Origin of the sequence: Amycolatopsis sp. ATCC 39116, assembly GCF_000231075.2 — a bacterium.
Lineage (GTDB): Bacteria > Actinomycetota > Actinomycetes > Mycobacteriales > Pseudonocardiaceae > Amycolatopsis_E > Amycolatopsis_E tucumanensis.
Genome location: NZ_AFWY03000036.1, coordinates 62,188 through 85,647 on the forward strand (window position 1 = coordinate 62,188; position 23,460 = coordinate 85,647).

The window sequence follows — 23,460 nt, forward strand, 5'->3', positions numbered from 1 at the left end:
GGTGACGCATGCGGATCAGCTACACGCCCGAGCAGGACCGGCTGCGCGACGAGCTGCGCGACTACTTCGCGAAGCTGATGACCCCGGAGCGGCGCGAGGCGCTGGCCGGGGACGGCGGCGAGTACGGGGATGGCAAGGCCTACAAGGAGATCGTGCGCGAGCTGGGCCGGGACGGCTGGCTCGCGATCGGGTGGCCGGAGGAGTGGGGCGGGCAGGCCAGGCCCATGCTCGACCAGCTCGTCTTCACCGACGAGGCGGCCGTGGCCGGGGTGCCGGTGCCGTTCCTGACGGTCAACACGATCGGGCCCACGATCATGCGGTTCGGCACGCCGGAGCAGAAGGCGTTCTACCTGCCCCGCATCGCCGGCGGCGAGCTGCACTTCTCGATCGGCTACTCGGAGCCGGAGGCGGGCACCGACCTGGCGTCGCTGCGCACCCGCGCGGTCCGGGACGGCGACTCCTACGTCGTCAACGGCCAGAAGATGTGGACGAGCCTGATCGAGTACGCCGACTACGTGTGGCTGGCCGCGCGCACCGATCCGGACGCGAAACGGCACAAGGGGCTGAGCATCCTGGTGGTGCCGACCGACGCGCCCGGCTTCTCGTGGACGAAGGTGCGCACCGTCGCCGGGCCGGGCACGAGCGCGACCTACTACGACGACGTGCGCGTGCCGGTGTCCGCCCGGATCGCCCACGAGAACGCGGGCTGGCCGCTCATCACCAACCAGCTCAACCACGAGCGCGTGGCGCTGACCTCGGCCGCGCCGATCATCTCCGCGCTGGACGAGGTGCGCAGGTGGGCGCAGGAGACCAAGCAGCCGGACGGCAGCCGGGTCATCGACGCCGAGTGGGTCCGGACGCACCTGGCCCGCGTGCACGCCCACGCCGAGTACCTCAAGCTGCGCAACTGGCGGATCGCCTGGGCCGCGGGTTCGGACGAGCTGGGCGCGGCGGAGGCCTCGGCGACGAAGGTGTTCGGCACCGAGCTGGCGATCGAGGCGTACCGGCTGCTGATGGAGGTCGTCGGGCCGGGCGCGGTGGTGCGTGCCGGCTCCCCCGGCGCCGTGCTGCGCGGACGGCTGGAACGCGCCCACCGCTCGGCGCTGATCCTGACCTTCGGCGGCGGCACGAACGAGATCCAGCGCGACCTGATCGCGGCGACCGCCCTGTCCCTGCCCGTGACCCGCTGAGGAGGAACCCGTGGACTTCGCGTTGAGTGCGGACGTCACCGAACTGGCCGCGCTCGCCGGCCGCATCCTGTCCGAGCGCGCTTCGGCGAGCCCGCACGGCGAGGGCGGGTTCGACCGCGCGGTGTGGCAGGAGCTGGCGCGCGCCGGGGTGATCGACGCGGCGCTGCCCACCGCGGTCGGCGGCGGCGGCCTCGGGCTGCTCGGGCAGTGCGCGGTGCTGACCGAGGTCGGCCGTGCGGTCGCCGAGGTCCCGTACCTGCCGACCGTGGTGGCCGCGTCCGCGATCGCCGGGTCCGGAGACGGGCGGCTGATCGAGCAGTGGGTCGTGCCGGCGGTGCGTGGTCAGGCGGTGCTGGCGCTGGCGCTGCCGGACGCGGGCGCGCCGTGCGGTTTCACGGCGGAACCGGACGGCGGGGGCTGGCGGGTCTCGGGCGCGCAGACGGCGGTGCCGTTCGCCGCGTTCGCCGACGCGCTGGTCGTGCCCGCGCACACGCCCGAGGGGACGGCGGTGTTCGTGGCCGCCGCGGACGGGGTGCGGCCGCAGAGCGTGGTGGACCACGCCGACGCCGGGCTGGTCGAGCTGAACGGGGTCCCGGCTTCGCGGTTGCCGGAGGTGTCCGTGGTCGAGCACGCCACGGTCGGGTTGTGTGCGCAGCAGCTCGGTGTGCTGGAGAGCGCGTTGCACCGCACCGCGGAGTACGCGCGCCAGCGCGAGCAGTTCGGGCACGCGATCGGTGCCTTCCAGGCGGTGCGGCAGCGGCTAGCGGACGCCTATATCGACGTCGAAGCCGTGCGGCTGACGCTGTGGCAAGCCGCGTGGCGCCTGTCGGAGGGGCTGCCCGCGGGGCCGGAGGTCGCGACGGCGAAGTACTGGGCGGCCGAGGCCGGGCACCGCGTCGCGCACACCGCCGTCCACGTCCACGGCGGGGTCGGCATCGACACCGACCACGAGTTGCACCGTTACTTCGTGGCGGCCAAGCGGCTGGAGTTCGCCCTCGGCGGGGCGACGGCGCAGCTGCGCGTGCTGGGCGACCTGCTCGCGACGTCATGACGGTCACCGAGATGCTGCTGGCGCGTGCCGCGGACGACGGCCCCGGCCTGCGGTTCGAGGACTCGGCGTGGACCTGGCGGGAGCACGTGCAGCAGTGCGCCGACCACGCGGCGGTGCTGCGTTCGTTGCTGACCGGGCCGGTGAAGCACGTGGGTGTGCTGGCGGACAACGTGCCGTCGTTCTCGTTCCTGCTCGGCGGGTGCGCGTTCGCGGGGTCGGTGCTGGTCGGGCTGAACCCGACGCGCCGGGGCGCGGCGCTGGAGCGGGACATCCGGCTCGCCGACTGCCAGCTGGTGCTGACCGAGGGGCGGCACGCGGCGTTGCTGGACGGCGTGGACGTGCCGGTGCTGGACCTGGACGGGCCGGAGTGGGCCGCGTTGCTGGATTCCTGCGCGGGCTCGCCGCTGTCCCCGGTGCCCGCGACGCCCGCGGACCTGCTGATGCTCATCTTCACCTCCGGCACCAGCGGCGACCCCAAGGCGGTGCGGTGCACGCACGAGAAGATCGCCTTCCCCGGGCAGATGCTGGCCTCCCGCTTCGGACTGTCCGGTTCGGACTGCGTGTACCTCTCGATGCCGATGTTCCACTCCAACGCGATCATGGCCGGCTGGTCGGTCGGGCTCGCCGCGGGCGCGACGCTGGCGATGCGGCGGCGGTTCTCCGCGTCCGGTTTCCTGCCCGACGTGCGGCGGTTCGGCGCCACCTACGCGAACTACGTGGGCAAGCCGCTGTCCTACGTCCTGGCGACGCCCGAGTCGCCGGACGACGCGGACAACCCGCTGCGGATCGTGTACGGCAACGAGGGCGCGGAGGCGGACCTGGCCGAGTTCGGCCGCCGGTTCGGCTGCCACGTGGTGGACGCGTTCGGCTCGACCGAGGGCGGGATCGGGTTCGCGCGGACGCCGGAAACGCCACCGGGGTCGCTCGGGCCGTTGCCGGATGGGGTCGCGGTGCTGGCCCCGGAGACCGGCTCGGTGTGCCCGCCCGGCGTGGTCGGGGAGCTGGTGAACACCGCCGGTGCGGGGGCGTTCGCGGGCTACTACAAGAACCCCGAGGCGGACGCCGAGCGGCTCCGCGACGGGCGGTACCACACCGGCGACCTGGCGTACGTGGACGAGAACGGGTTCTGCTTCTTCGCCGGGCGGCTCGGGGACTGGCTGCGGGTCGACGGCGAGAACCTCGGCACCGCGCCCATCGAGCGGGTCCTGCTGCGGCACCCGGCGATCGCGGAGGCGGCGGTGTACGCGGTGCCGGATCCGGCGGTGGGCGACCAGGTGATGGCCGCGCTGGTGCTGTCGGGTCCGCTGTCGCCCGAGGAGTTCGGGGAGTTCCTGGCCGCGCAACCGGACCTCGGGCCGAAGCAGCTGCCACGGTTCGTGCGCCTTGTCAACGAACTCCCGCGGACAGCCACGTACAAGATCGTGAAACGGCGGCTGGCGGCGGAGGGGACGCGGTGTTCCGATCCGGTGTGGTCGCGTCGTGGCAAGGAAAGCGTCTACTCGCCGACACCTGCGGTGCCTACGGTGGGCTGATGCGCAGGTTCGCCGCGGTCCTGGCCGTCCTTCTGACCGTCTTCGTCACCCCGGTCGCGAACGCCGCCCCGGTCAAGCTGACCGCGAGCGACTTCCGGCTGAAGGAAAGCGCTTACAACTCCGTGATCAGCGCGCTGGACGGGGTGCTGCCGACGGTGTCGTTCTCCGCGGTGCTCGACAGCGCCAACCGCAGCGCGTCGTCGTGCGACCCGGGCGCGACGGGCCAGGTGGCGGCGTTCTGCTGGAACTCCGGCGACAACGACACGACCGACTGGTACCCGCAGGGCGTCACCACGACGGCCGACGCGTACGGGGACGGGTTGTACGAGGGCCGCACGGCGGTGCTGGCGAGCTGGTACTACGCCGGGTCCGGGACGAACAAGGGTGTGCGGGTCTCGTTCGTGGACTACTCGACTCTGAAGTACCGGCACGTGCTGCTGGTCGAGCCGTACACGAATTCGGCCGGGCAGCCGGACTTCCGGGCGGTGACCGTGCACGCGGGCGGGATCTTCCTGTACGGGTACTACCTGTACGTGGCCGACACGTCGGGCGGGTTCCGGGCCTTCGACCTGCGGCACATCTGGCAGGTGCGGACCGGCGACAGCGCGGCGATCGGACGGCAGGCGGACGGCACGTACGAGGCGCACGACTACGCGTACGTGCTGCCGCAGGCGCTGCGCTTCGCCGACTCGGCGGCCAGTGGGGTGACCGAGCTGCGGTTCTCGGCGGCGTCGCTGGACCGGACGAGCTCGCCGGACAGCGTGGTGGTGCCGGAGTACAACGCGGACGGCACGGGCACGCGGGTGGTGCGCTTCCCGATCGACTACACGGACCGCAAGTTCGCCGAGTCCGCCGACGGCTACACGCACGCCACGGAGGCCTACCGGGTGGGCATCAAGAGCATGCAAGGCGCGACAGCGATCGACGGGACGTTCTACGTGTCCGCCAGCGCGGGTTCGGGCAGCCGGGGCTCGCTGTGGACGTTCACGGCGTCGTCCGGGCCCACGCAGAAGGCGGGCGTCTTCCCGGCCGGCAACGAGGACCTGAGCTACCGGGGGCCGGCCGACCAGCTGTGGACGCTGACGGAGTACCCCGGAAGCCGGTCGGTGTTGGCGGTGCGGCCGTAGCGCTGACACCGCGAGCCGTGGTGTGGTGACGGCGCGCCGTGGAGCTGCCCCGTGAGCCGTGGAGGCTGCGCGGCCGTAGCGCTGACTCCGCGAGTCCTGGCGTGGTGGCTGCGCGGCCGTAGAGTGGCCGGCATGGGCAAGGTGTACGCGCTGAACCTGTTCGACGTCGCCGACCGCGCGGAGTACCTGGCGTACTCGCGCCGGTCGGCCGCGGAAGTCGCCGCCCACGGCGGCCGGGTCGTGGCACTGGGCAAGTTCCGCGAGGCCGCGACCGGGGACATCGCCCCGCGCCAGGTGATGATCCTGGTCGAGTGGGACTCCCCGGAGGCATTCGAGAGCTACCGCGACGACCCGGCCCTGGCCGACCTCCACCCCCACCGGGAAAACGGGACGTCCTCCTACGTCTGGCACCTGTTCGACCGCCTGGACGACCTGCGCCCGATCCTCAAGGCCGCGGAGTAACCGCTCCCGGCGACCCACCCCGGACGCACCGCACAGCAGCGCGGTATCACCCCCAGCCCGCCGCACGCACCGGCCACCGCCACATCACCTGCCCGCAGCCGCCGGCCCCAGCCCTCCCACCGATGCCGGCCCACCACCGCAGCAGGTCAGAACGTCGCGTTGATCGGGCGCAGCCTTCGTGGCCCGGTGTCCGGCCGGGCGGGCGGCGGGCCGAGCACGATGCGCGCGTTGGCGACGAAAGCACCTTCCGGCGAGGCCATCACCGGGTCCAGCGTCAGCGCCCGCACCTCCGGGTGGTCCTCCGCCAGCGCCGCCACCCTCAGCACCATGTCCTGCAGCGCCGCGAGGTCCGCGGGTTCGTCGCCGCGGTAGCCGGTCAGCAGCGGGGCGCTCTTCGGCTCGCGGATGAGCGTGGCGGCGTCCACGTCGGTCAGCGGCACCGCCCGGTACGCCCGGTCCCCCAGCAGCGTGCTCACCAGCCCGGACAACCCGAACGACACCAGGCTGCCGAACGACGGGTCGTCCTGCAGCCCGATCAGGCACGAGATGCCCTTCGGCGCCATCTTCTGCACGTAGACGTCCCGCTCGCCGGACACCTCGCTCAGGTCCTCGTACCCGCGCCGCACCGCGTCGGGCGACGCCAGGTCCAGCCGCACGCCCGCGAGGTCCGGCCGTCCGCGCAGGCGTTCGTCCACTGCCTTCACCGTCACCGGGTAGCCGAGCTCCTCCGCGGCTTGGACCGCGGCCTCGGCGCTCGACACCATCCGGAACGGCACCACGTCGATGCCGTAGCACCCGAGCAGCCGCACGATGTCGGCGTCCTCGAGCACCACGTTCTTGTCGCCGCCTGCCAGGATCTCCCGCACGACCTGCTCGGCCTGCTCGACGTGCAGGCCGTCGGGGCGGATCAGCGTGCCCTGCGGCCGCTGCCGCCACGCCGCGTACCGCACGACCTTCGCCAGCGCGTTCACCGCGCGCTCCGGGCTGGGGTACGACGGGATCGACCCGCGTCCCGGTGCGCCGTCCGGGCCGGGCACGGCCAGCTCGTCCGGCACGCCCTCGGCGGCGAGGAACGTCGACACGATCGGTTTGCCCTGGTCCAGCTCCTGAGCCGCCTCGCGCAGGGCCCGCGCGTACGTGCTGCCCGGGATCGACAGCGGCGGCACGAACACCGCGACCAGCGCGTCGGTCTCCGGGTTGTTCAGCGCCTCCCGCACCGCCGCGGCGAAGTCGTCCGGACCGGCCTGCGGCCCGACGTCCACGGGGTCGAACGCCAGGCGCAGCCCCTGCGCGCGGGCCGTGTCGGCGGCGAGCAGGCCGATCGCGCTGGAGTTACCGACGATCCCGATCCGCGGACCGGCGGGCAGCGGCTGGTGGGCGAACACGAGCGCGGTGTCGAACAGCTGCGCCAGCGTCTCCACCCGCACCACACCGGCCTGCTCGAACAGGGCCTGCACGCTCGACTCGTCGACCTCGGCGGACGTCGCGGCCAGCTGCGGACGGACGGCGTGCCGCCCGGATTTCACCGCGACGATCGGCTTGCTGCGCCCGAGTCGCCGCGCGAGGCGGGCGAACTTGCGCGGGTTGCCGAACGATTCGAGGTAGAGCAGGACGAGGTCGGTGCTGGTGTCGGTCTCCCAGTACTGCAGCAGGTCGTTGCCGGAGACGTCGGCGCGGTTGCCCGCGGAGACGAACGTCGACAGGCCGAGGCCGCGTGCTTCGGCGTCGGCGAGGATCGCGGTGCCCAGGGCGCCGGACTGGCAGAAGAAGCCGGCGCGGCCACGCTTGGGCAGGCGCGGGGCGAGGGTGGCGTTGAGCCGGACCGCCGGATCGGTGTTGAGCACACCGAGGGCGTTGGGGCCGACCACGCGCATGCCGTGCGCGCGTGCTTCGCCGACGAGGCGCAGCTCGGCGTGCAGCCCGTGCGGGCCGGCTTCGCCGAAACCGGCGGTGACGATCAGCAAGGTCTTGACGCCCTTGGCGAGCGCACCGTCCAACACGGACTCGACCTGGTCCGCGGGCACCGCGACGACGGCGAGGTCCACCGGGTCCGGGATGTCCACAACGGACGGATACGCACGCACGCCGCGCACCGAGCGGTGCTCCGGGTTGACCGGGTAGACGGTGCCCGCGAAGTCCGCGGCGAGCAGGTTGGACAGGACCGAGTAGCCGACCTTCGTGGGGTCGGCCGAGGCGCCGATGACCGCGACGGAGCGCGGGTGGAGGAGGTTGTAGACGCTGCGCGCCTCGGCGGCCTGTTCGCGTGCGCGGGCGACGGCGAGGGACTCCTCGGTGGGGTCGATGTCGAACTCCAGGTGCAGCACGCCCTCCTCGATGGCGCGGCTCACCTGGTAGCCGGCGTCGCGGAAGACGCGCACCATGGCCGCGTTCTCGGCGAGGACCTCGGCGACGAACCGGCGCAGGCCGCTCTCGGACGCGGCGGCGGCCAGGTGCTCCAGCAGGATCGACCCGACGCCGCGCCCCTGGTGCGCGTCGTCCACGACGAACGCCACCTCGGCCGAGGGCCCGTCGCCGAGCCGCTCATACCGCCCCACGGCGATGATGTCGTCCCCGAGCAGGGCGACGAACGCCACGCGGTCGTGGTGGTCGACGACGGAGAACCGTTCGAGGTCCCGCTGCGGGATGCGCGGGTAGGCGCCGAAGTAGCGGAGGTACCGGGTGCGCTCGGAAAGCTTGCCGTGAAAGGTGACGAGGGCGTCGGCGTCACTGGGGACGATGGGTCGCAAGTGGACGGTGCCGCCGTCGCTGAGCAGAACGTCGGCCTCCCAGTGGCGGGGATAGTCGAAGGGATCGCGGGGCCCGTGCTTCTCCCGGTTCGCCCCGTCACCCGCGCCGGCCGCCTGCCCGGGACCGGCGCCGGTGCTGGCCGGCTCCTGGCCGGCATCGCTGGACGCGCCGGCAGCACCGCGCTCGCCGGCACCGCCGCGCTCGCCGGCGCCGCTTCGCTCACCAGCACCACCGCGGCCAGTACTGCCGCTTTCGCCGGCACCGCCCACCTGCGCCCGCCCCGCGCCCCCACGCTCACCAGCACCGCCCACCTGCGCCTGCCCCGCGCCCCCACGCTCACCGGCACCGGTCAGCTGCTCCTGCTGCCCGCTGCCGCCCGCACTGCCCTGATCACTGCCCACGCCAGCGCCACCCACCTGCTCCTGATCTACACCGCCGCCCAGCCCCGAGCCGCCACCTTCGGCCTGCCCACCACCGGGGGCCTCGCCACCGGCCGCTCGCTCACCACCGGCGGCCTCGCCACGACCGACACTGCCCACACCGCCGCCCGACCCCGAGCCGCCACGAGCGGCGTGCTCGCCACCCGCGCTGCCGCCCCGATCCTGGCCGGCAGCGGCCTGTCCGCCGGCACCCGCCGCCGCGCCGAGGCCGCCCTCCGGGCTCTCCGCTCCCGGCGCGCCAACCCCCTGAACGGGCCTGCCGGCCGGTGCGGCTCCGCGGGGCTCGTCCTCGTGTGGTCCGCCGGGCTTGTCGGTCCTGCTCATCTCACGTCGATTCCTCGGATCGGTCGGGTCAGTCCCTCGGGTCGTCCGGGTCCAGGCCGTGCAGCGGGAACAACGCGCGGCGCGTGTCCCGGATCGCGACGTCGACCGGGTCGTCCGCCCCGTCCCCCCAGGAGCGGAACGTGGTGTCCCGGCCGTCGGTCATCTCCGGGGGCAGTTCGGCGCTCGGCGCGGCCCGCAGGACCGTGTTGACCCAGTTCGGCGGCAGCGGCGTCTCGGGCTTCACGTCGCGGTCGAGGACCGTCGCCATGAGGTGCGTCCACGAGCGCGGCACGACCCGGATCAGCTGGTACCCGCCGCCGCCGACGGCCAGCCACCGGCCCTCGGCGTGACGCTCAGCGAGGTCACGGAGAGTAGCGTAGATGGTCCGGTGGCCGTCGACCGAGAGCGCGAGGTCCGCGAGCGGGTCCTCCTCGTGGGAGTCGACACCACACTGGGTGACCAGGATCTGCGGCCGGAACACCTCCAGCAGGGACGGCACGACCGCGTGGAAGGCACGCAGCCAGCCGGCGTCGCGGGTGCCCGGCGGCAGCGGCACGTTCACCGACGTGCCCTCGGCCTCGCCGGATCCGGTCTCGGCGCTGTACCCGGTGCCCGGCCACAGCGTGAACGGGTGCTGGTGCAGCGAGACCGTGAGCACACGGGGGTCGCCGTAGAAGGCGGCCTGCACGCCGTCGCCGTGGTGGACGTCGGTGTCGACGTAGGCGATGCGGTCGAAACCGTGGTCGAGCAGCCAGGAGATGGCCACCGCGCAGTCGTTGTAGACGCAGAACCCGGCGGCGTGGTCGCGCATCGCGTGGTGGAGGCCACCTGCGATGTTCACCGCGCGCCGCGCCTCGCCGTCGGCGATCTTGCGCGCCCCGAGCAGGGTCGAGCCGACCACCAGCGCGGAGGCGTCGTGCATGTCGCTGAACACCGGGTTGTCGGCGGTGCCGAGGCCGTGGCCGACGTCCCAGCCCGCGGTCGGCGCGAGCTTGACCGCCGCCAGGTACTCCTCAGCGTGGATGCGGTACAACTCGGTATCGGTGGCGGGCTCGGGCACGAGCAGTTCCACGCCGTCGAGGACCCCCAGCTCAGTGGCGAGCCGCACGGTGAGGTCGAGCCGGACCGGGTTGAACGGGTGCTCACCGCCGAGGTCGTAACCGAGGAGGGCGGGATCCCAGACGACGGCGGGCTGCATGACGTCCGATGGTAGCCGTGAGGAGCGGGATTATCCTCCCGGTCACCTGGGGTGACCGTCGCCCGGAACGACTACCATGGATTGTCGCGGACGAAGGGGACATCGTGAACGATCTCATCGACACCACAGAGATGTACTTGAAGACCATCTTCGAGCTCGAAGAGGAAGGTGTCGTACCGCTGCGCGCCCGCATCGCCGAGCGGCTGCAGCAGAGCGGTCCGACAGTCAGCCAGACGGTGGCCCGCATGGAACGCGACGGGCTGGTGCGCGTCGCCGACGACCGCCACCTGCAGCTCACCGACCACGGCCGGGAACTCGCCATCGCCGTCATGCGCAAGCACCGCCTCGCGGAGCGGCTGCTGCTCGACGTGATCGGGCTGGAGTGGGAGCACGTGCACACCGAGGCCTGCCACTGGGAGCACGTCATGAGCGAGGCGGTGGAGCGCAAGCTGGTCCGGCTGCTCGACCACCCGACCACCTCGCCCTACGGCAACCCGATCCCTGGTCTGGACAAGCTCGGGGAGGGCGGGCTGCCCGCGCCGCCCGCCGAGGCCGACCTGGTGCGGCTGGACGACTTCGCGCGCTCCGGCGGCGGCAAGGCGGAGATCCGGCGCCTCGCCGAGCACATCCAGCTCGACGAGAAGCTGATGGTCGACCTGAAGAAGGCGGGAGTCGCCCCCGGCAGCGTCGTTTCGGTGCGCCGCGCGGACGGCGGCGGCACCGCGGAGCTGACCGGCGAGCTCGGCGCGGTCCAGGTGCCCATGTCGGTGCTGCACGCGGTTCTGGCGCAGGCCAAGTGAGCTCCGCGAGCGAGGCCGCGGAGGCGTTCCGGTCCGTGCACGGGCGGTCCCCGGCCGGGGTGTGGTCCGCGCCGGGCCGGGTCAACCTGATCGGCGAGCACACCGACTACAACGACGGTTTCGTGCTGCCGTTCGCCCTGCCGCACCGGCTGGCCGCCGCCGCGTCCCCGCGCGCCGACCAGGTCCTCACCGTGTCCACGCTCGGCTCCGACGGGCGCATCCAGCAAGCCGAGCCCGTCGCGATCCCCGATCTGCGTCCCGGTGGTGTCGACGGCTGGGCCGCGTACCCGGCCGGGGTGGCGTGGGTGCTGCGCGACCACGGTGTCGAGCGCGGCGCCGACGTCGTGCTGGCCGGTGACGTCCCCACCGGCGCCGGGCTGTCCTCCTCCGCCGCGCTGGAGTGCGCGGTGGCGCTGGCCCTGCTCGGGCTGGCCGGTGAAGACGACCCGGGCCTGGAGCGGCGCGCCGAGATCGCCCGCTGGGCCCAGCGCGCGGAGAACGACTTCGTCGGCGCCCCGACCGGCGTGCTCGACCAGACCGCGTCGCTGTGCTGCGTGGACGGTCACGTGCTGTTCCTCGACGTCCGCTCCGGCGAGATGGAACAGGTGCCGTTCGACGCCGCGGCCGCGGGCCTGCGCATCCTGGCCATCGACACACGCGTCAAGCACGCCCACAGCGAGGGCGGCTACGGCGAGCGCCGCAAGGGCACCGAACGCGCGGCCGACCTGCTCGGCGTCAAGGCGTTGCGGGACGTGGACCCCGGCGACCTGGACGGCGCGCTCGCGCAGCTGCCCGCCGAGCTCGGCCCGCTCGTCCGCCACGTCGTGACGGAGAACCAGCGCGTGCTCGACGTCGTCGCGCTGCTCCGGGACGGGCGGATCGGCGACATCGGCCCGCTGCTGACCGCTTCGCACGCCAGCATGCGTGACGACTACCGGATCTCCTGCCCGGAACTGGACCTCGCCGTGGAGGTCGCCGAAGCCAACGGCGCCCTCGGCGCGCGGATGACCGGCGGCGGGTTCGGCGGCACCGCGATCGCCCTCGTGCCCGAGTCCGCTGTGGACACCGTGGAGGCGGCGGTCACGGAGGCCTTCGACCGCGCGGGCTACCGCGCGCCGCGTGCCTTCGTGGCGGTCCCGTCCCCCGGTGCGGGACGCGACGAGCTGTGATTCGGCGGGGCCGGACCTGTGCGTGGCTCACAGGTTGCTGGTCCACACTGGCGACACCTCCTTTTCGTTCTCGAGAAAGGCTTCCGACGAGACCATGGCTTCCGACTCCTCGCGCCTCAAGCTGATCGTCACGGGCGGTGCCGGTTACGTCGGCAGCGTCTGCACGGCCCGTCTGCTGGAGGCCGGGCACGAGGTCGTCGTCGTGGACGACCTGTCCACCGGCCACGCGGACGCCGTCCCCGACGGCGCGCGCTTCGTCGAGGGCGACGCCGCCGACGCGACGGCGTCCCTGCTCGGCGAGGGCTTCGACGGCGTGCTGCACTTCGCGGCGAAGTCCCTCGTCGGCGAGTCGATGCAGGACCCGGCCAAGTACTGGCACGGGAACGTGATCACCTCCATTCGTCTGCTGGACGCGATGCGCGCGCACGGCACGCCCCGCCTGGTCTTCTCCTCCACGGCGGCCACCTACGGTGAGCCGGAGCGCAGCCCGATCCCGGAGACCGCGCCCACGATGCCGACCAACACCTACGGTGCGTCGAAGCTGGCCATCGACCACGCGATCACCAGCTACGCGCGGGCGCACGGGCTGGCTGCCGTGAGCCTGCGGTACTTCAACGTCGCCGGCGCGTACGGCCGCTACGGGGAGCGGCACACCACCGAGACGCACCTGATCCCGCTGGTGCTGCAGGTGGCCACCGGGGACCGCCCGCACATCGGCATCTTCGGCGAGGACTACCCCACCGACGACGGCACGGCCGTTCGCGACTACATCCACGTGGCCGACCTCGCCGACGCCCACCTGCTCGCGCTGACGCACGCGCGGGCCGGTGAACACCGGATCTACAACCTGGGCAACGGCACCGGGTTCTCCGTGCGCCAGGTCATCGAGGCGTGCCGCGCCGTGACCGGGCACCCGATCCCGGCCGAGGTGGCGCCGCGCCGCGCCGGCGACCCCGCGATCCTGGTGGCGGCCAGCGACCGGGCCCGCGAGGAGCTCGGCTGGAAGCCCGAGCGCGCCGACCTGGAAGGCATCGTCCGCGACGCCTGGCGCTTCACGCAGGAGCGCAAGGCACTCGGAGGCTGACCCCCTCGGGGGCTGGTCCTCTCGGGGGCTGGTCCTCTCGGTGGGTGGGCCGGCGCCGGTCGAGGCGTGGTCGGTGCGGCCCGTGCCGATCGGGGCGTGGTCGGCGCGGCCGGTGCCGATCCAGGCGTGGTCGGCGCGGCCGGTCCCGATCGAGCGTGGTCGGCGCGGCCCGCGCCGGTCGAGGCTCGGTCTGCGGCCGGTGCCGACCGGGAGTCCGCGCGGCCGTTGAGGTGCCTCGCACCGGCTGGTCCTGCCGCGACGGACGCCTGCGGGAGCCGCTCCCTCCACCCTCATGCGCCCGCTGGGCCTCCGGTGGCGCGCGGGCCGGGTCAGCTGGGCATGAGGCCTCCTTCCTGGCAGTCGCTCAGGCGGCGGAGTGTGTCGGGCGGGAGTTGGTGGCTCAGGCAGATCCGGAGGAGCTCCGCGAGGCGGTGGCCGGGGTGGGCGGCCAGTGCGTTGTCGAACGCCAGGGCAGCCAGGACGCCGTCCCCGCGGCGGTAGGCCGAGTAGCCGAGCAGCACGGCCGGCTCGGCGCGTTCCGGCATCGGGGTGCGGCGCACGAGTTCGAGCCACAGCCGTTCGGCGGCGGTGGACGGGGGTTCGCCGGGCGGGTCGGCCGTCGTGAGGCAACGGTCGCGCACGGTCAGGTCGGACAGGGCCATCGCCAGGGACACCACGTCGTCGTCGCTCAGGTCGAAGTCGCCCGCGACGGCCCGTGCCAGGGCGGCGCGGACGACGGCGAGGTGCTCGGCCGACTGCGCCTCGCCGAACCAGCCCGGTGCGGCACCGCCCATCGCGGCGTGCCAACCCGCTGGGCCGCCCGCGGCGGGCTCGGCCGACTCCGCTTCGCCGCACCGGCCCGGTGCAGCACCGCCCATCGCGGCCTGCCAACCCGCTGGGCCGCCCGCGGCGGGCTCGGCCGACTCCGCTTCGCCGCACCAGCCCGGTTCGGCACCGCCCATCGCGGCGTGCCAACCAGCTGGGCCGCCCGCGGCGGGCTCGGCTGACTCCGCTTCGCCGCACCGGCCCGGTGCGGCGCCGCCCTTGGCGGTCGGCGCAGCCGACTTTGCCTCGGTGAACGCACCCAGTGCGGCGCCGTGCGTTGCCTTGTTGGGATTGGCCGCCGTGGGCTGCTGTGCCTTGCTCGCCGGCCCAGTGGGGCTCGGTCTCGTCAGTCCGTTGTCGATCGCTTCGTCCAGCATGTGTTGCCGTCGGGTGATGGCGGCTGGGTCGTCGGGGTCGAGCAGGCGTGCCATCTCCTCGCGGCTGCCGTACGTCACTTGGCCACTCGTCGCCATCGTGGCGGCCAGCACGGTTTCCCGGTCGTCCGGCAGCACGCCCCGCAGGCACCTCTCGTGGTAGCACCGCCACCGTGCTCCGCCGCGGATCTCCGGGACCCACAGGGCGTGATCGACCGGGCGTCCGGCGTTCCTGAACGCGGACGTCAACCGGAGGGCCAAGCCGTGGTGCGGCAACCGGCCCGGCGGCGCCCGGTGGCCGGGGTGGCGGCCGATGATCACGACCGTCACCCCGGCGCCGGGATGTCGGAGCACGGCGCGCACGAGATCACCGGCCATGTCCGGCTCGCACGTCTCGTCGGGCAGATCCGCGCGGATCACCGGCGTGATCATGCGTTCCCGGCCGCCGTGGTTGAGCAGCACGACGGACGGGCCGGGCCGGTACGTCAGCAGGTGCGGCACCGCGGCGATCAGCTCGCCGGGGTCGGAGATGCGGACGGTGATCCGGCCGTCCGTGCCGGTGTTGGTGGTCGTGGAAGTCATGGAACCACTATGGGGCAGAAAACCAGTGTTCCCGAAACAGAACGGGATTCTGTGGATGGTTCAGGACGATGTGGACAACTTCCCGCCCGCGCGGGCCGGTGGCGCATTCCTGTCAGGGGTGTGGAGTAGGGTGCACGGCCCGGTTCTTTTGGTCCACAGTAGATTCCACCCGACCTGACGAAGATCGACATGAGGTCGCGTGGTTTTACCGTACGGTTACCTCCGCGGGGCACGATTCCGATTAGGTGGACGTTATGCGGGGCATGAAATGGCGCGTCGTGTTCGCCGGGGTGGGCGCGGGAGTGGCCACGGCCGTGGTCGTCACCTCGCTGACCATCGGCAAGGCGGACACCGCTTCGGTGCCCGTCGCGGCGCCCAGCGCGCTGCCGTCGACCAGCACGGCACCGTCGGCCACATCGGTCAGCACCACGCACTCGACGCTGGCCGCCGACGAGCGCACGCGTCTCGCCGCCGCCGCGACCGGCGCGGTCACCCACGAGGTGTCCGGGACCACCGTCGGCCTCGCCCTGTACGACACGGCCACCGGCGAACTGCTGGCCTCCGCGAACGGCGACCGGCAGTTCTACACGGCATCGGTGGTCAAGCTCCTGATGGCGCTCGACGTCCTGCACACCGGCGGCTGGCACGCCCCGAGCGACGCGCAGCGGGAGCGCATCGTCGAGATGCTGTCGCTCAGCGACGACGGCGCCGCCGAATCGTTCTGGAACTCGGGCGGACGCGGATCGATCATCACGCGGATGGCTGATCTGATGAATCTGGAGAACACGCAGCCGCCACGGATTTCCGACCAGTGGGAGATGACCAGGACGACCCCGAACGACCTGGTGGCGATCTACCGCTACCTGGCCACCGAGGTGCCGCCCGAGGCGCGGCAGCCGATCCTCGACGGGCTGGCGGCGATCCGGACCCCGGCCGCGGACGGGTTCCCGCAGTACTTCGGCATCCCGGACGGCCTGCCGGGACTGCCGCGCGCGGTCAAGCAGGGCTGGATGGAGATCAGCCGGGCCGTCGTGCTGAACACGACCGGGCTCGTCGGGCCGGGCTACCGCTACGTCGCGGTGCTGCTGACCGAACTTCCGCTGGGAACGAGCTTCGGCGAGGGACGCGCCGCGCTGACGGCCGGGATCAGCGCCCTGCGGCCGACGGTGAGCGAGTTGCCCTGACCCGGGACCGAGCTGCCACCGCCGTGGCCGCAGGTGCCGCGATTAGACTCCCGGGCCGATGGCCGGCAAACTGCACAACCGCGTCGCCTCCGTGGCGGGTGCCGCGCTCGCCCAGCGCAAGTACGTCGCTCCCGTCGAGGTGTTCACCGCACTCGGCTGGGTGCATCCCGCCCGCGTCGAAGAGTGGCGCCGCGGGCGGTTCAGCCCCCTCGCCAAGGAACTTCCCGTCGACGACACGCGCATCGCCGAAGCCCTGGAGTGCCTGGGCAGCTGGGCCAGAGCCAACGGGCTGAGCCCGTCCGACAGCGCTTACGTCGCGGGCACCCGGGATCGCCGCGACCTGCGGTTCACCGACGACGACGCGCTCGATCGCCTGTGCCGCACGCATTGGCTGGCCCCGGGACTGACGGACAAGCAACGCGCCCGCCTCACCGAACGGCAGAACAAGGCGCCGGACCTCGCCGTGACCACCGCAGGCAACGTCTGGACCTGCGCTTGCTGCGCGACCCGTGGCGCGGCCGGGGACCTGCACCTGCCCGAGGGCGACGGCCACCTGTGCCTCGCCTGCGCGGACTTCGACCACCTCGTTTTCCTGCCGGCGGGCAACGCCGCGCTGTCCCGCCGCGCGAAGCAGGAGAGCACCCTCGCCGTGCTGGTCCTGCGCTTCAACCGGCGGCGCAAACGCCATGAGCGGCAAGGGATCCTCGTCGAAGAAGCCGCGCTCGAACGCGCCGAACAGCAGTGCCTCGCCGACGAGGACGTCCGCGCCCGGCGGCGGGAACGGGACGCGCACCGCCGGGTCGCGCAGGACGTCGAGTTCCAGGCCGCCTTCGCCGAGGTCGTCCGCCGGTTGTACCCGGGCTGCCCGGCCGAGCGGGCTCAGTCGATCGCCGAGCACGCGGGGACCCGGGGCAGCGGGCGCGTCGGGCGGTCCGCGGCCGGGCGGGCGCTCGACGAGGAAGCCGTGCGGCTCGCGGTGATCGCCTCGGTGCGGCACCTCGACACCGCCTATGACCGGTTGCTCATGGACGGCGTGCCGCGCGCGGACGCCCGGGAGCGGATCCGGGCGGATCTGGACCGGGTGCTGGAGGGGTGGACCCAGCCTTCAGCCGGGTGAACCGCGATGGTGGGAAAGGCGGTCCGGCGAGCTCAGCCCTGCGCGATGTAGGCCGCCAGTTGCTGCTGCGTCGCCTCCAGTTCCTCCATCCGGCTCTTCACCACGTCGCCGATGCTGACGATCCCGACCAGGCGCCCGCCCTCCATGACGGGCACGTGCCGCACCCGGCGCTGGGTCATCAGCACGCTCAAGTCGTCCACCGAATCACGCGGGGTGCACGTCGCCACCACCGTCGTCATGATCTCCGACACCGGGTGTTCCAGCAGGGCAGGCCCGTGCTCGTTGAGCTTCCGCACCACATCGCGTTCCGACACGATGCCCGCGATGCCGTCCTCCCCGGCCACGACCATCGCGCCCACGTTGTGCTCGGCCAGCCCGGCGAGCAGATCGGTGATGGACGACTCGGGCCGCACCGTGGCCACCCAGTTCCCCTTGCTCCGCAGTAAGTCGGCGATCCGCATCGACAGCCTCCAAGCTGCTCGTGACCCGGCTCACATCAGGTTAGAGCCCGGTCGCTGTCCGCGAAAGCCCGCAACTCCCGCAGCCCCGGCTCGATGCGGTCACGCGGGATCGCGCCGAAGCCGAAAACGAGTCCATCCAGGGCATCCCGCACGCCCGTGAAGTCACCGAGCGTGTAGATCCGCACGCCCGCCTGCCGCGCGGCTCGCACCATCGGACGTACCGGCGTCGCGCTGAATGCACTCACATGGAGTCCGGCCGACGACGGGATCAATCGCAGGTCCGGGAACTCCCGCGCGACCACGCGGCACACCACCTCGCGCCGGGCGGCGTACTCGCGGCGCGTGCGGCGGATGTGCCGCGCGAACTCGCCGCTGTCCATGAACTCCGCCAGCGCCGCCTGCGTGAGGCTCGCCGAATGCCAGTCCGTCAGGTACTTCGCCTTCGCCAGTGCAGGCCGCAAGCCCGGCGGCGCGACGAGGAACCCGAGTCGCAGCCCGGGAAGCAGCACCTTGGAGAACGATCCGATGTAGAGCACCCGGCCACTGGAATCCAAGCTGCGCAACGGTTCCAGCGGCCGTCCCGTGTAGCGGAACTCGGTGTCGTAGTCGTCCTCCAGTATCGCCGCGTCGTGCCGGCAGGCCCAGTCGATCAGGGCCACCCGCCGCGCCATCGACATCGACACCCCGAGCGGGAACTGGTGCGACGGCGTCACGTACACCAGGCGGCAGTCGCCGGGGATGGCGTCGACGACGATGCCCTCGTCGTCCACCGGCACCCCGACCGGCCGCGCACCCAGTGTGGCGAACAGCTGCCGCGGCGGCGGGTAGCCGGGATCCTCGACCGCGACCCGGGCGCCCGGTTCGACCAGCACCCGGGCGGCGAGATCCACCGCTTGCTGCGATCCGTTCGTGACCAGCACGTCGTCCGCGGTGACCCGGACCGCCCGCGACACGCCGATGTGCCGCGCGATCGCCTCCCGCAGAGCGGGGTGCCCCTGCGGATCGCCGTAGGTGAGCACGTCGTGCCGCGACCGCCGCAGCTGCTGCGTGACCAGGCGGCGCCAGGTGTCGAACGGGAACAGCGAGACGTCCGGCGCGCCGGAGCGGAAGTCGAACGACGGCTGCTCGCGGAACCGGTCCGGCGGACGGGGCACGTCGTCCCACACCGGGACCGGGGTGAGCGACGCCGGCCCGCTGTCCGGCGGACGGCCGTCCCGCCGGGCGCCCGCGCCGACGAACGTGCCCGCGCCGACCCGTGACTCCAGGAACCCCTCGGCGACCAGGCGGTCGTACGCGGCGCTGACCGTGTTGCGCGACACCGCGAGCCGTTGTGCCAGCTCACGGGTGGGTGGCAGGGCGTCCCCGTCGCGCAGGCGGCCGTCGAGGATCGCCTCGCGGATCTGGCGGTAGATGGCATCCCGCCGGCCACGGCCGGCCCCCAGCTCGATCTGGATGTCCACCTCGCCAGCCTAATTGGCCCAACTCCGATGGCCCAGCTTTGGACCTTCGGCAGGGCCACTTGTCGGCCTAGGTTGACCCCATGGACATCCGTGATCTCGACCGGCGAGTTCTCGCCGACCTGGACAAGATCGTTTCCGGCGTCACCGACCTCGGCCTGCGGACACCGTGCGCGGGCTGGACGCTCGGTGATCTGCTCACCCACCAGGTGAGCGAAAACCACGCCTTCGCGGTGGCGCTGCGCGAGGGCGCCGCGCCGGACTGGGCGACCGGAACGCTCGGTGACGACCCGTACCGCGCCTACGCGGAGTCGGTCGACGCCTTCCTCGCCGCTGCCGCCGACGACGCGGTGCTGGACCGCGAGGTGACGGTCCGCGAGTTCGGCACCTTCCCCGCTCCGGTCGCGCTCACCATGCACCTGGTCGACTCGGTCGCGCACGGCTGGGACCTCGCCCGCGCCCTCGACGCGCCCTACGAACCCGACCCGGAGGCCGTGCACGTCGCGCTGCGGTTCGCCGAGCGGATGCGCACCCGGCCGCGCCCCGACGACGACGTCTTCGCGCCCGTCGTCGAGATCGCTCCGGACGCCGGCGAACTGGACCGGTTCCTCGCGCTGACCGGCCGCGACCCCGCCTGGCGTTGAAAATCATCCCCACCTGGCAGGATGGGGACATGGCTGACGAAGACCCGTACCTCTGGCTCGAGGACGTGACCGGCGAGCGGGCGCTCGACTGGGTCCGGCAGCGCAACGCCGAATCGGTCGCCGAGCTCACCGGCGGCACGCGGTTCGAGCAGCTGCGCGACGAGGCCCGCGAGGTGCTCGACGCCGACGACCGGATCCCCTACATCCGCCGGCGCGGCGAGTACTTCTACAACTTCTGGCAGGACGCGGCGCACCCGCGCGGCCTGTGGCGGCGCACCACTCTCGACTCCTACCGCACCGAGCGGCCCGACTGGGAGGTCCTGCTCGACGTCGACGCGCTGGCCGAGGCCGAGGGCGAGAACTGGGTCTGGCAGGGCGCGGCGGTGCTGCGGCCGTCGTACCGGCGCGGCCTGGCCGAGCTGTCCCGCGGTGGCGCGGACGCGGCCGTCGTGCGCGAGTTCGACCTGGAGGCGCGTGAGTTCGTCGCGGGCGGGTTCGAGCTGCCCGAGGCCAAGAGCCGCGTCGGCTGGATCGACGAGGACCGCATCTACGTCGGCACCGACTTCGGCCCCGGCTCGATGACCGCGTCCGGGTACCCGCGGATCATGAAGGAGTGGCGCCGCGGGACCCCGCTCGCCGAGGCCGTCACGGTCTTCGAAGGCAAACCGGACGACGTCGCGGTGTTCGCCTACCACGACCCCACGCCCGGGTTCGAACGCGACTTCGTCGGCCGCGCCATCGACTTCTACCGCACGGAGAAGTTCCTGCGCACGCCCGACGGCCTGGTCAAGCTCGACGTGCCGGAGGACGCGCAGACCAGCACCCACAAGGAGTGGCTGCTGATCCGGACCCGCACGGCCTGGACGGTCGCCGGCCGCGAGTACGCGCCCGGCACGCTGCTCGCCGCGCGGTTCGACGACTACCTGGCAGGCGAGCGCGACCTCACCGTCCTGTTCGAGCCGGACGGGCGCACGTCGCTGGAGGCCTGGGACTGGACGAAGCACCACCTGCTGCTCACCACCCTCGCCGACGTGCACACGGAGCTGCACGTGCTCACTCCCGGCGAGGGCGGCTGGCGCCGCGAGCCGCTGGCCGGGGCGCCGGAGCTGGGCACCGCGGAGATCGTCGACACCGATCCCGACCACAGCGACGAGTACCTGCTCAACACCAGCGGCTTCACCCAGCCCGCGACGCTCTCCTACGGGCACGTCGGCGGCGAGACCGAGATCCTGAAGCAGGCCCCGGCCCGTTTCGACGCCTCGGACATCACCGTCGAGCAGCACTTCGCCACCTCGAAGGACGGCACGCGGATCCCGTACTTCGTGGTGCGGCCGCGAAACGGGGACGGCCCGACGATGCTCACCGGCTACGGCGGGTTCGAGGTGTCCCGCCTGCCCGCGTACAGCGGCGTGACCGGCCGCGGCTGGCTCGCGCGCGGCGGCACCTACGTGCTCGCGAACATCCGCGGCGGCGGCGAGTACGGGCCGGGCTGGCACACCGGCGCGATCAAGGAGAACCGCTACCTGGTCTACGAGGACTTCGCCGCGGTCGCCGCGGACCTCGTCGAGCGCGGCATCACGACGCCGGAGCGGCTGGGCATCCACGGCGGCAGCAACGGCGGCCTGCTGATGGGCGTCATGCTCACCCGCTACCCCGAGCTGTTCGGCGCGATCGTGAGCCAGGTTCCGCTGCTGGACATGAAGCGCTACCACCTGCTGCTGGCGGGCGCGTCGTGGGTGGCCGAGTACGGCGACCCGGACGATCCGGCGGAATGGGAGTACATCTCGAAGTACTCGCCCTACCAGAACGTCCACAAGGGACGGAAGTACCCGCCCACGCTGTTCATGACGTCCACCCGCGACGACCGGGTGCACCCGGCGCACGCGCGCAAGATGATGGCGCGCATGCTCGAACAGGGGCACGACGTGCGGTACTACGAGAACATCGAGGGCGGGCACGGCGCCGCGGCGGACAACGAGCAGCTGGCCTACAAGTGGGCCCTGCTGTTCGAGTTCCTCTGGCAGAAGCTCAGCAGCTGACCGCTCGCCGCCACCGCGGCGGCGAGCACGAACGCCCAGCCGAACGCGCCGGTGGCCACCACCGCGCCCATCGCCGCGACGCCGACGGTCGCCCCGACCTGGCGGACGGCGTTGAGCAGGCCACCGGCGGTTCCGGCGTACCCGTCGGGTGCGGCGGTCACCACGCCGGTGACGAGCGCGGGCAGGGCGAGGGAGACACCGAAGCCGAGCAGCAGGAGCCCGCACGCCAGCAGCGGGTAGGGCGCGTGGACGGTCGCGGCCAGGACAGCGGCGCCCGCGGTCAGCAGGGTCAGCCCGCCGACGACCGGGAGGCGCGGGCCGCGGGCGGCGACGATCCGGCTGGTCAGCGGCGGGTTGAACGCGGTCGGCAACGTGAGCGGCAGGAACGCCAGCCCGGTCTCGACCGGAGTGAGGTGGCGCTCGTCCTGCAGCAGCAGGGTCACCGCGAACAACGCGCCGGAGAGCACGAAGTTCACCGCCGCGCCGGCGAACAGGTTCACCGCGACGCCCCGGCTGCGCACCAGGACCGGTGGCACGGACGGGGCCGCCGAGCGGCGCTCCCGGTGGACGAACAACGCGAGCACCACGAGCGCGAGGACGGCCGCGACGGGCTGGGCGTCGACGATCGCCTCGGTCAGCAGGCCGAGGAACACGCATGCGGCGAGCTGGCTCCGGACGTCGAACCCGCGGCGGGCGGGCGCCGTCTCGCGGCCACGGACAAGGGCCAGCCCGAGGGCCGCGAGCGGGACGTTGACGAGGAACACCGCCCGCCAGTCCGCGAGGTCGACCAGCAGACCGCCGGCGATCGGCCCGGCGGCGAGCGCGACGCCGGTGATGGCCGCCCACGCGCCGAGCGCCTTCGCCCGCGCCGCCGGGTCCGGGTGCATTCGGCTGATGAGCGCGAGGGAGCTGGGCAGGCACGCCGCGCCGGCGACGCCGAGCAGGACGCGCAGCACGACGAGGACGGTCAGGTTCGGTGCGAACGCCGAGACCAGCGAGAGGACGCCGAAGCTCGCGACGCCCCAGCGGAACACGCGCAGCGGGCCGAACCGGTCGGCGAGGGCGCCGCCGCCGAGGAGGAACGCGGCGAACGAGACGGTGTAGCCGTTGACCACCCACTGCTGCCCGGCGACCGAGCCGCCGAGGTCGGCGCGGATGCCGGGCAGCGCGACGGTGAGCACGGTGGTGTCCAGCAGGACGAGGAAGTAGGCGAGGGAGACGCCGAGAAGGCTGCCCCGGGTAGCGGTTGTCGTCACGGCGGCGACTCTCCGGTTCCGGGGGTGCTCGCTCAACGGGCGGGACCGGATGCGGCCTCAGGTATTTCCGGATGGGGCGAGTTGGGAGCTCATCCGGCAGCGTCAGGGTGCCCGGCTGCGTTCGTCCTGCGGCGTGCGGGTGCCCGGCTGCGCGCTCAGCCGGCGGCGTACGGATGCCCGGATGCCCGTTCATCCGGCGGCGTTCGGATGCCCGGTTACGCGCTCACCCGGCGGCGCGCGGATGCCCGGCCGCGCTCACCCCGCGCCGTACGGGCGCCCGACTGCACGCTCACGCGGCGCCATGCGCGCACCCGGCCACGCGCCCACCCGGCGGCGTGGGGTGCCCCAGCCGCCCGTTCAGCCGGCGGCACGCGGGGCGCCCAACCGGGCGCTCAC

General features: G+C 73.0%; 18 protein-coding genes. 12 read left to right on the forward strand and 6 right to left on the reverse strand.

What is annotated here, in order from left to right; genetic code table 11:
• Window positions 1–8 precede the first annotated feature (8 nt).
• From AMY39116_RS0328765 to AMY39116_RS0328785, 5 genes are all read left to right on the forward strand, one after another.
• Complete coding sequence (locus AMY39116_RS0328765; protein WP_020421065.1) at window positions 9–1,190, forward strand: acyl-CoA dehydrogenase family protein; 1,182 nt, start codon at window positions 9–11, stop codon at window positions 1,188–1,190.
• A gap of 10 nt (window positions 1,191–1,200) precedes the next feature.
• Window positions 1,201–2,241, forward strand: a complete 1,041-nt coding sequence (locus tag AMY39116_RS0328770; protein ID WP_020421066.1) for an acyl-CoA dehydrogenase family protein — start codon at window positions 1,201–1,203, stop codon at window positions 2,239–2,241.
• On the forward strand, window positions 2,238–3,773 hold the full coding sequence (locus tag AMY39116_RS0328775) for a long-chain-fatty-acid--CoA ligase (protein WP_020421067.1): 1,536 nt from the start codon (window positions 2,238–2,240) through the stop codon (window positions 3,771–3,773). The genes AMY39116_RS0328770 and AMY39116_RS0328775 overlap by 4 nt, the downstream gene beginning before the upstream one ends.
• Window positions 3,773–4,900, forward strand: a complete 1,128-nt coding sequence (locus AMY39116_RS0328780; protein WP_020421068.1) for a hypothetical protein — start codon at window positions 3,773–3,775, stop codon at window positions 4,898–4,900. The genes AMY39116_RS0328775 and AMY39116_RS0328780 overlap by 1 nt, the downstream gene beginning before the upstream one ends.
• Window positions 4,901–5,032: 132 nt before the next feature.
• Entirely contained in the window at window positions 5,033–5,362 is a 330-nt protein-coding gene (locus tag AMY39116_RS0328785; RefSeq protein ID WP_020421069.1) for a DUF1330 domain-containing protein, read from the forward strand.
• Between the two features lie 146 nt (window positions 5,363–5,508).
• Here AMY39116_RS0328785 and AMY39116_RS43680 read toward each other — a convergent pair whose 3' ends face one another.
• Both AMY39116_RS43680 and AMY39116_RS0328795 read right to left on the reverse strand, forming a co-directional pair.
• Entirely contained in the window at window positions 5,509–8,136 is a 2,628-nt protein-coding gene (locus AMY39116_RS43680) for a bifunctional GNAT family N-acetyltransferase/acetate--CoA ligase family protein (protein WP_051123617.1), read from the reverse strand.
• A gap of 766 nt (window positions 8,137–8,902) precedes the next feature.
• A complete protein-coding gene (locus AMY39116_RS0328795) occupies window positions 8,903–10,072 on the reverse strand; it encodes an acetoin utilization protein AcuC (protein WP_020421071.1) in 1,170 nt (389 codons plus the stop codon).
• Between the two features lie 104 nt (window positions 10,073–10,176).
• Between AMY39116_RS0328795 and AMY39116_RS0328800 the strand changes: the two genes are divergently transcribed.
• From AMY39116_RS0328800 to galE, 3 genes are all read left to right on the forward strand, one after another.
• A complete protein-coding gene (locus AMY39116_RS0328800; RefSeq protein ID WP_020421072.1) occupies window positions 10,177–10,872 on the forward strand; it encodes a metal-dependent transcriptional regulator in 696 nt (231 codons plus the stop codon).
• A complete protein-coding gene (galK, locus tag AMY39116_RS0328805; RefSeq protein WP_020421073.1) occupies window positions 10,869–12,041 on the forward strand; it encodes a galactokinase in 1,173 nt (390 codons plus the stop codon). The genes AMY39116_RS0328800 and galK overlap by 4 nt, the downstream gene beginning before the upstream one ends.
• Before the next feature lie 94 nt (window positions 12,042–12,135).
• Window positions 12,136–13,125 (forward strand): UDP-glucose 4-epimerase GalE, encoded by a 990-nt coding sequence (gene galE / locus AMY39116_RS0328810; RefSeq protein ID WP_020421074.1) that lies wholly within the window; start codon window positions 12,136–12,138, stop codon window positions 13,123–13,125.
• Between the two features lie 329 nt (window positions 13,126–13,454).
• Here galE and AMY39116_RS47640 read toward each other — a convergent pair whose 3' ends face one another.
• Window positions 13,455–14,906, reverse strand: coding sequence for a DUF4192 family protein (locus AMY39116_RS47640; protein ID WP_020421076.1), 1,452 nt, complete (start codon window positions 14,904–14,906; stop codon window positions 13,455–13,457).
• 254 nt (window positions 14,907–15,160) lie between these two features.
• Here AMY39116_RS47640 and AMY39116_RS0328825 point away from each other — a divergent pair, with 254 nt between their 5' ends.
• Both AMY39116_RS0328825 and AMY39116_RS0328830 read left to right on the forward strand, forming a co-directional pair.
• Window positions 15,161–16,090, forward strand: a complete 930-nt coding sequence (locus AMY39116_RS0328825; RefSeq protein ID WP_027936307.1) for a hypothetical protein — start codon at window positions 15,161–15,163, stop codon at window positions 16,088–16,090.
• Between the two features lie 58 nt (window positions 16,091–16,148).
• Window positions 16,149–17,207 carry a DUF2293 domain-containing protein gene (locus tag AMY39116_RS0328830; RefSeq protein WP_020421078.1) on the forward strand — a complete coding sequence of 353 codons (1,059 nt, stop codon included), beginning with the start codon at window positions 16,149–16,151 and terminating at the stop codon, window positions 17,205–17,207.
• Between the two features lie 32 nt (window positions 17,208–17,239).
• Here AMY39116_RS0328830 and AMY39116_RS0328835 read toward each other — a convergent pair whose 3' ends face one another.
• Window positions 17,240–17,668 (reverse strand): CBS domain-containing protein, encoded by a 429-nt coding sequence (locus AMY39116_RS0328835; protein ID WP_020421079.1) that lies wholly within the window; start codon window positions 17,666–17,668, stop codon window positions 17,240–17,242.
• A 35-nt stretch (window positions 17,669–17,703) separates the two neighbouring features.
• Window positions 17,704–19,128 (reverse strand): PLP-dependent aminotransferase family protein, encoded by a 1,425-nt coding sequence (locus AMY39116_RS0328840; RefSeq protein WP_020421080.1) that lies wholly within the window; start codon window positions 19,126–19,128, stop codon window positions 17,704–17,706.
• An 80-nt stretch (window positions 19,129–19,208) separates the two neighbouring features.
• On the opposite strand from AMY39116_RS0328840, the gene AMY39116_RS0328845 reads away from it, so the two are divergent.
• On the forward strand, window positions 19,209–19,769 hold the full coding sequence (locus tag AMY39116_RS0328845) for a TIGR03086 family metal-binding protein (RefSeq protein ID WP_020421081.1): 561 nt from the start codon (window positions 19,209–19,211) through the stop codon (window positions 19,767–19,769).
• Window positions 19,770–19,798: 29 nt separating this feature from the next.
• Window positions 19,799–21,808 carry a prolyl oligopeptidase family protein gene (locus AMY39116_RS0328850; RefSeq protein WP_020421082.1) on the forward strand — a complete coding sequence of 670 codons (2,010 nt, stop codon included), beginning with the start codon at window positions 19,799–19,801 and terminating at the stop codon, window positions 21,806–21,808.
• On the opposite strand, the gene AMY39116_RS0328855 is transcribed toward AMY39116_RS0328850, so the two are convergent.
• The gene (locus AMY39116_RS0328855) at window positions 21,757–23,064 is read right to left on the reverse strand and encodes an MFS transporter (protein WP_020421083.1); all 1,308 of its coding nucleotides are present in this window, start codon (window positions 23,062–23,064) and stop codon (window positions 21,757–21,759) included. The genes AMY39116_RS0328850 and AMY39116_RS0328855 overlap by 52 nt on opposite strands.
• Between the last annotated feature and the right edge of the window lie 396 nt (window positions 23,065–23,460).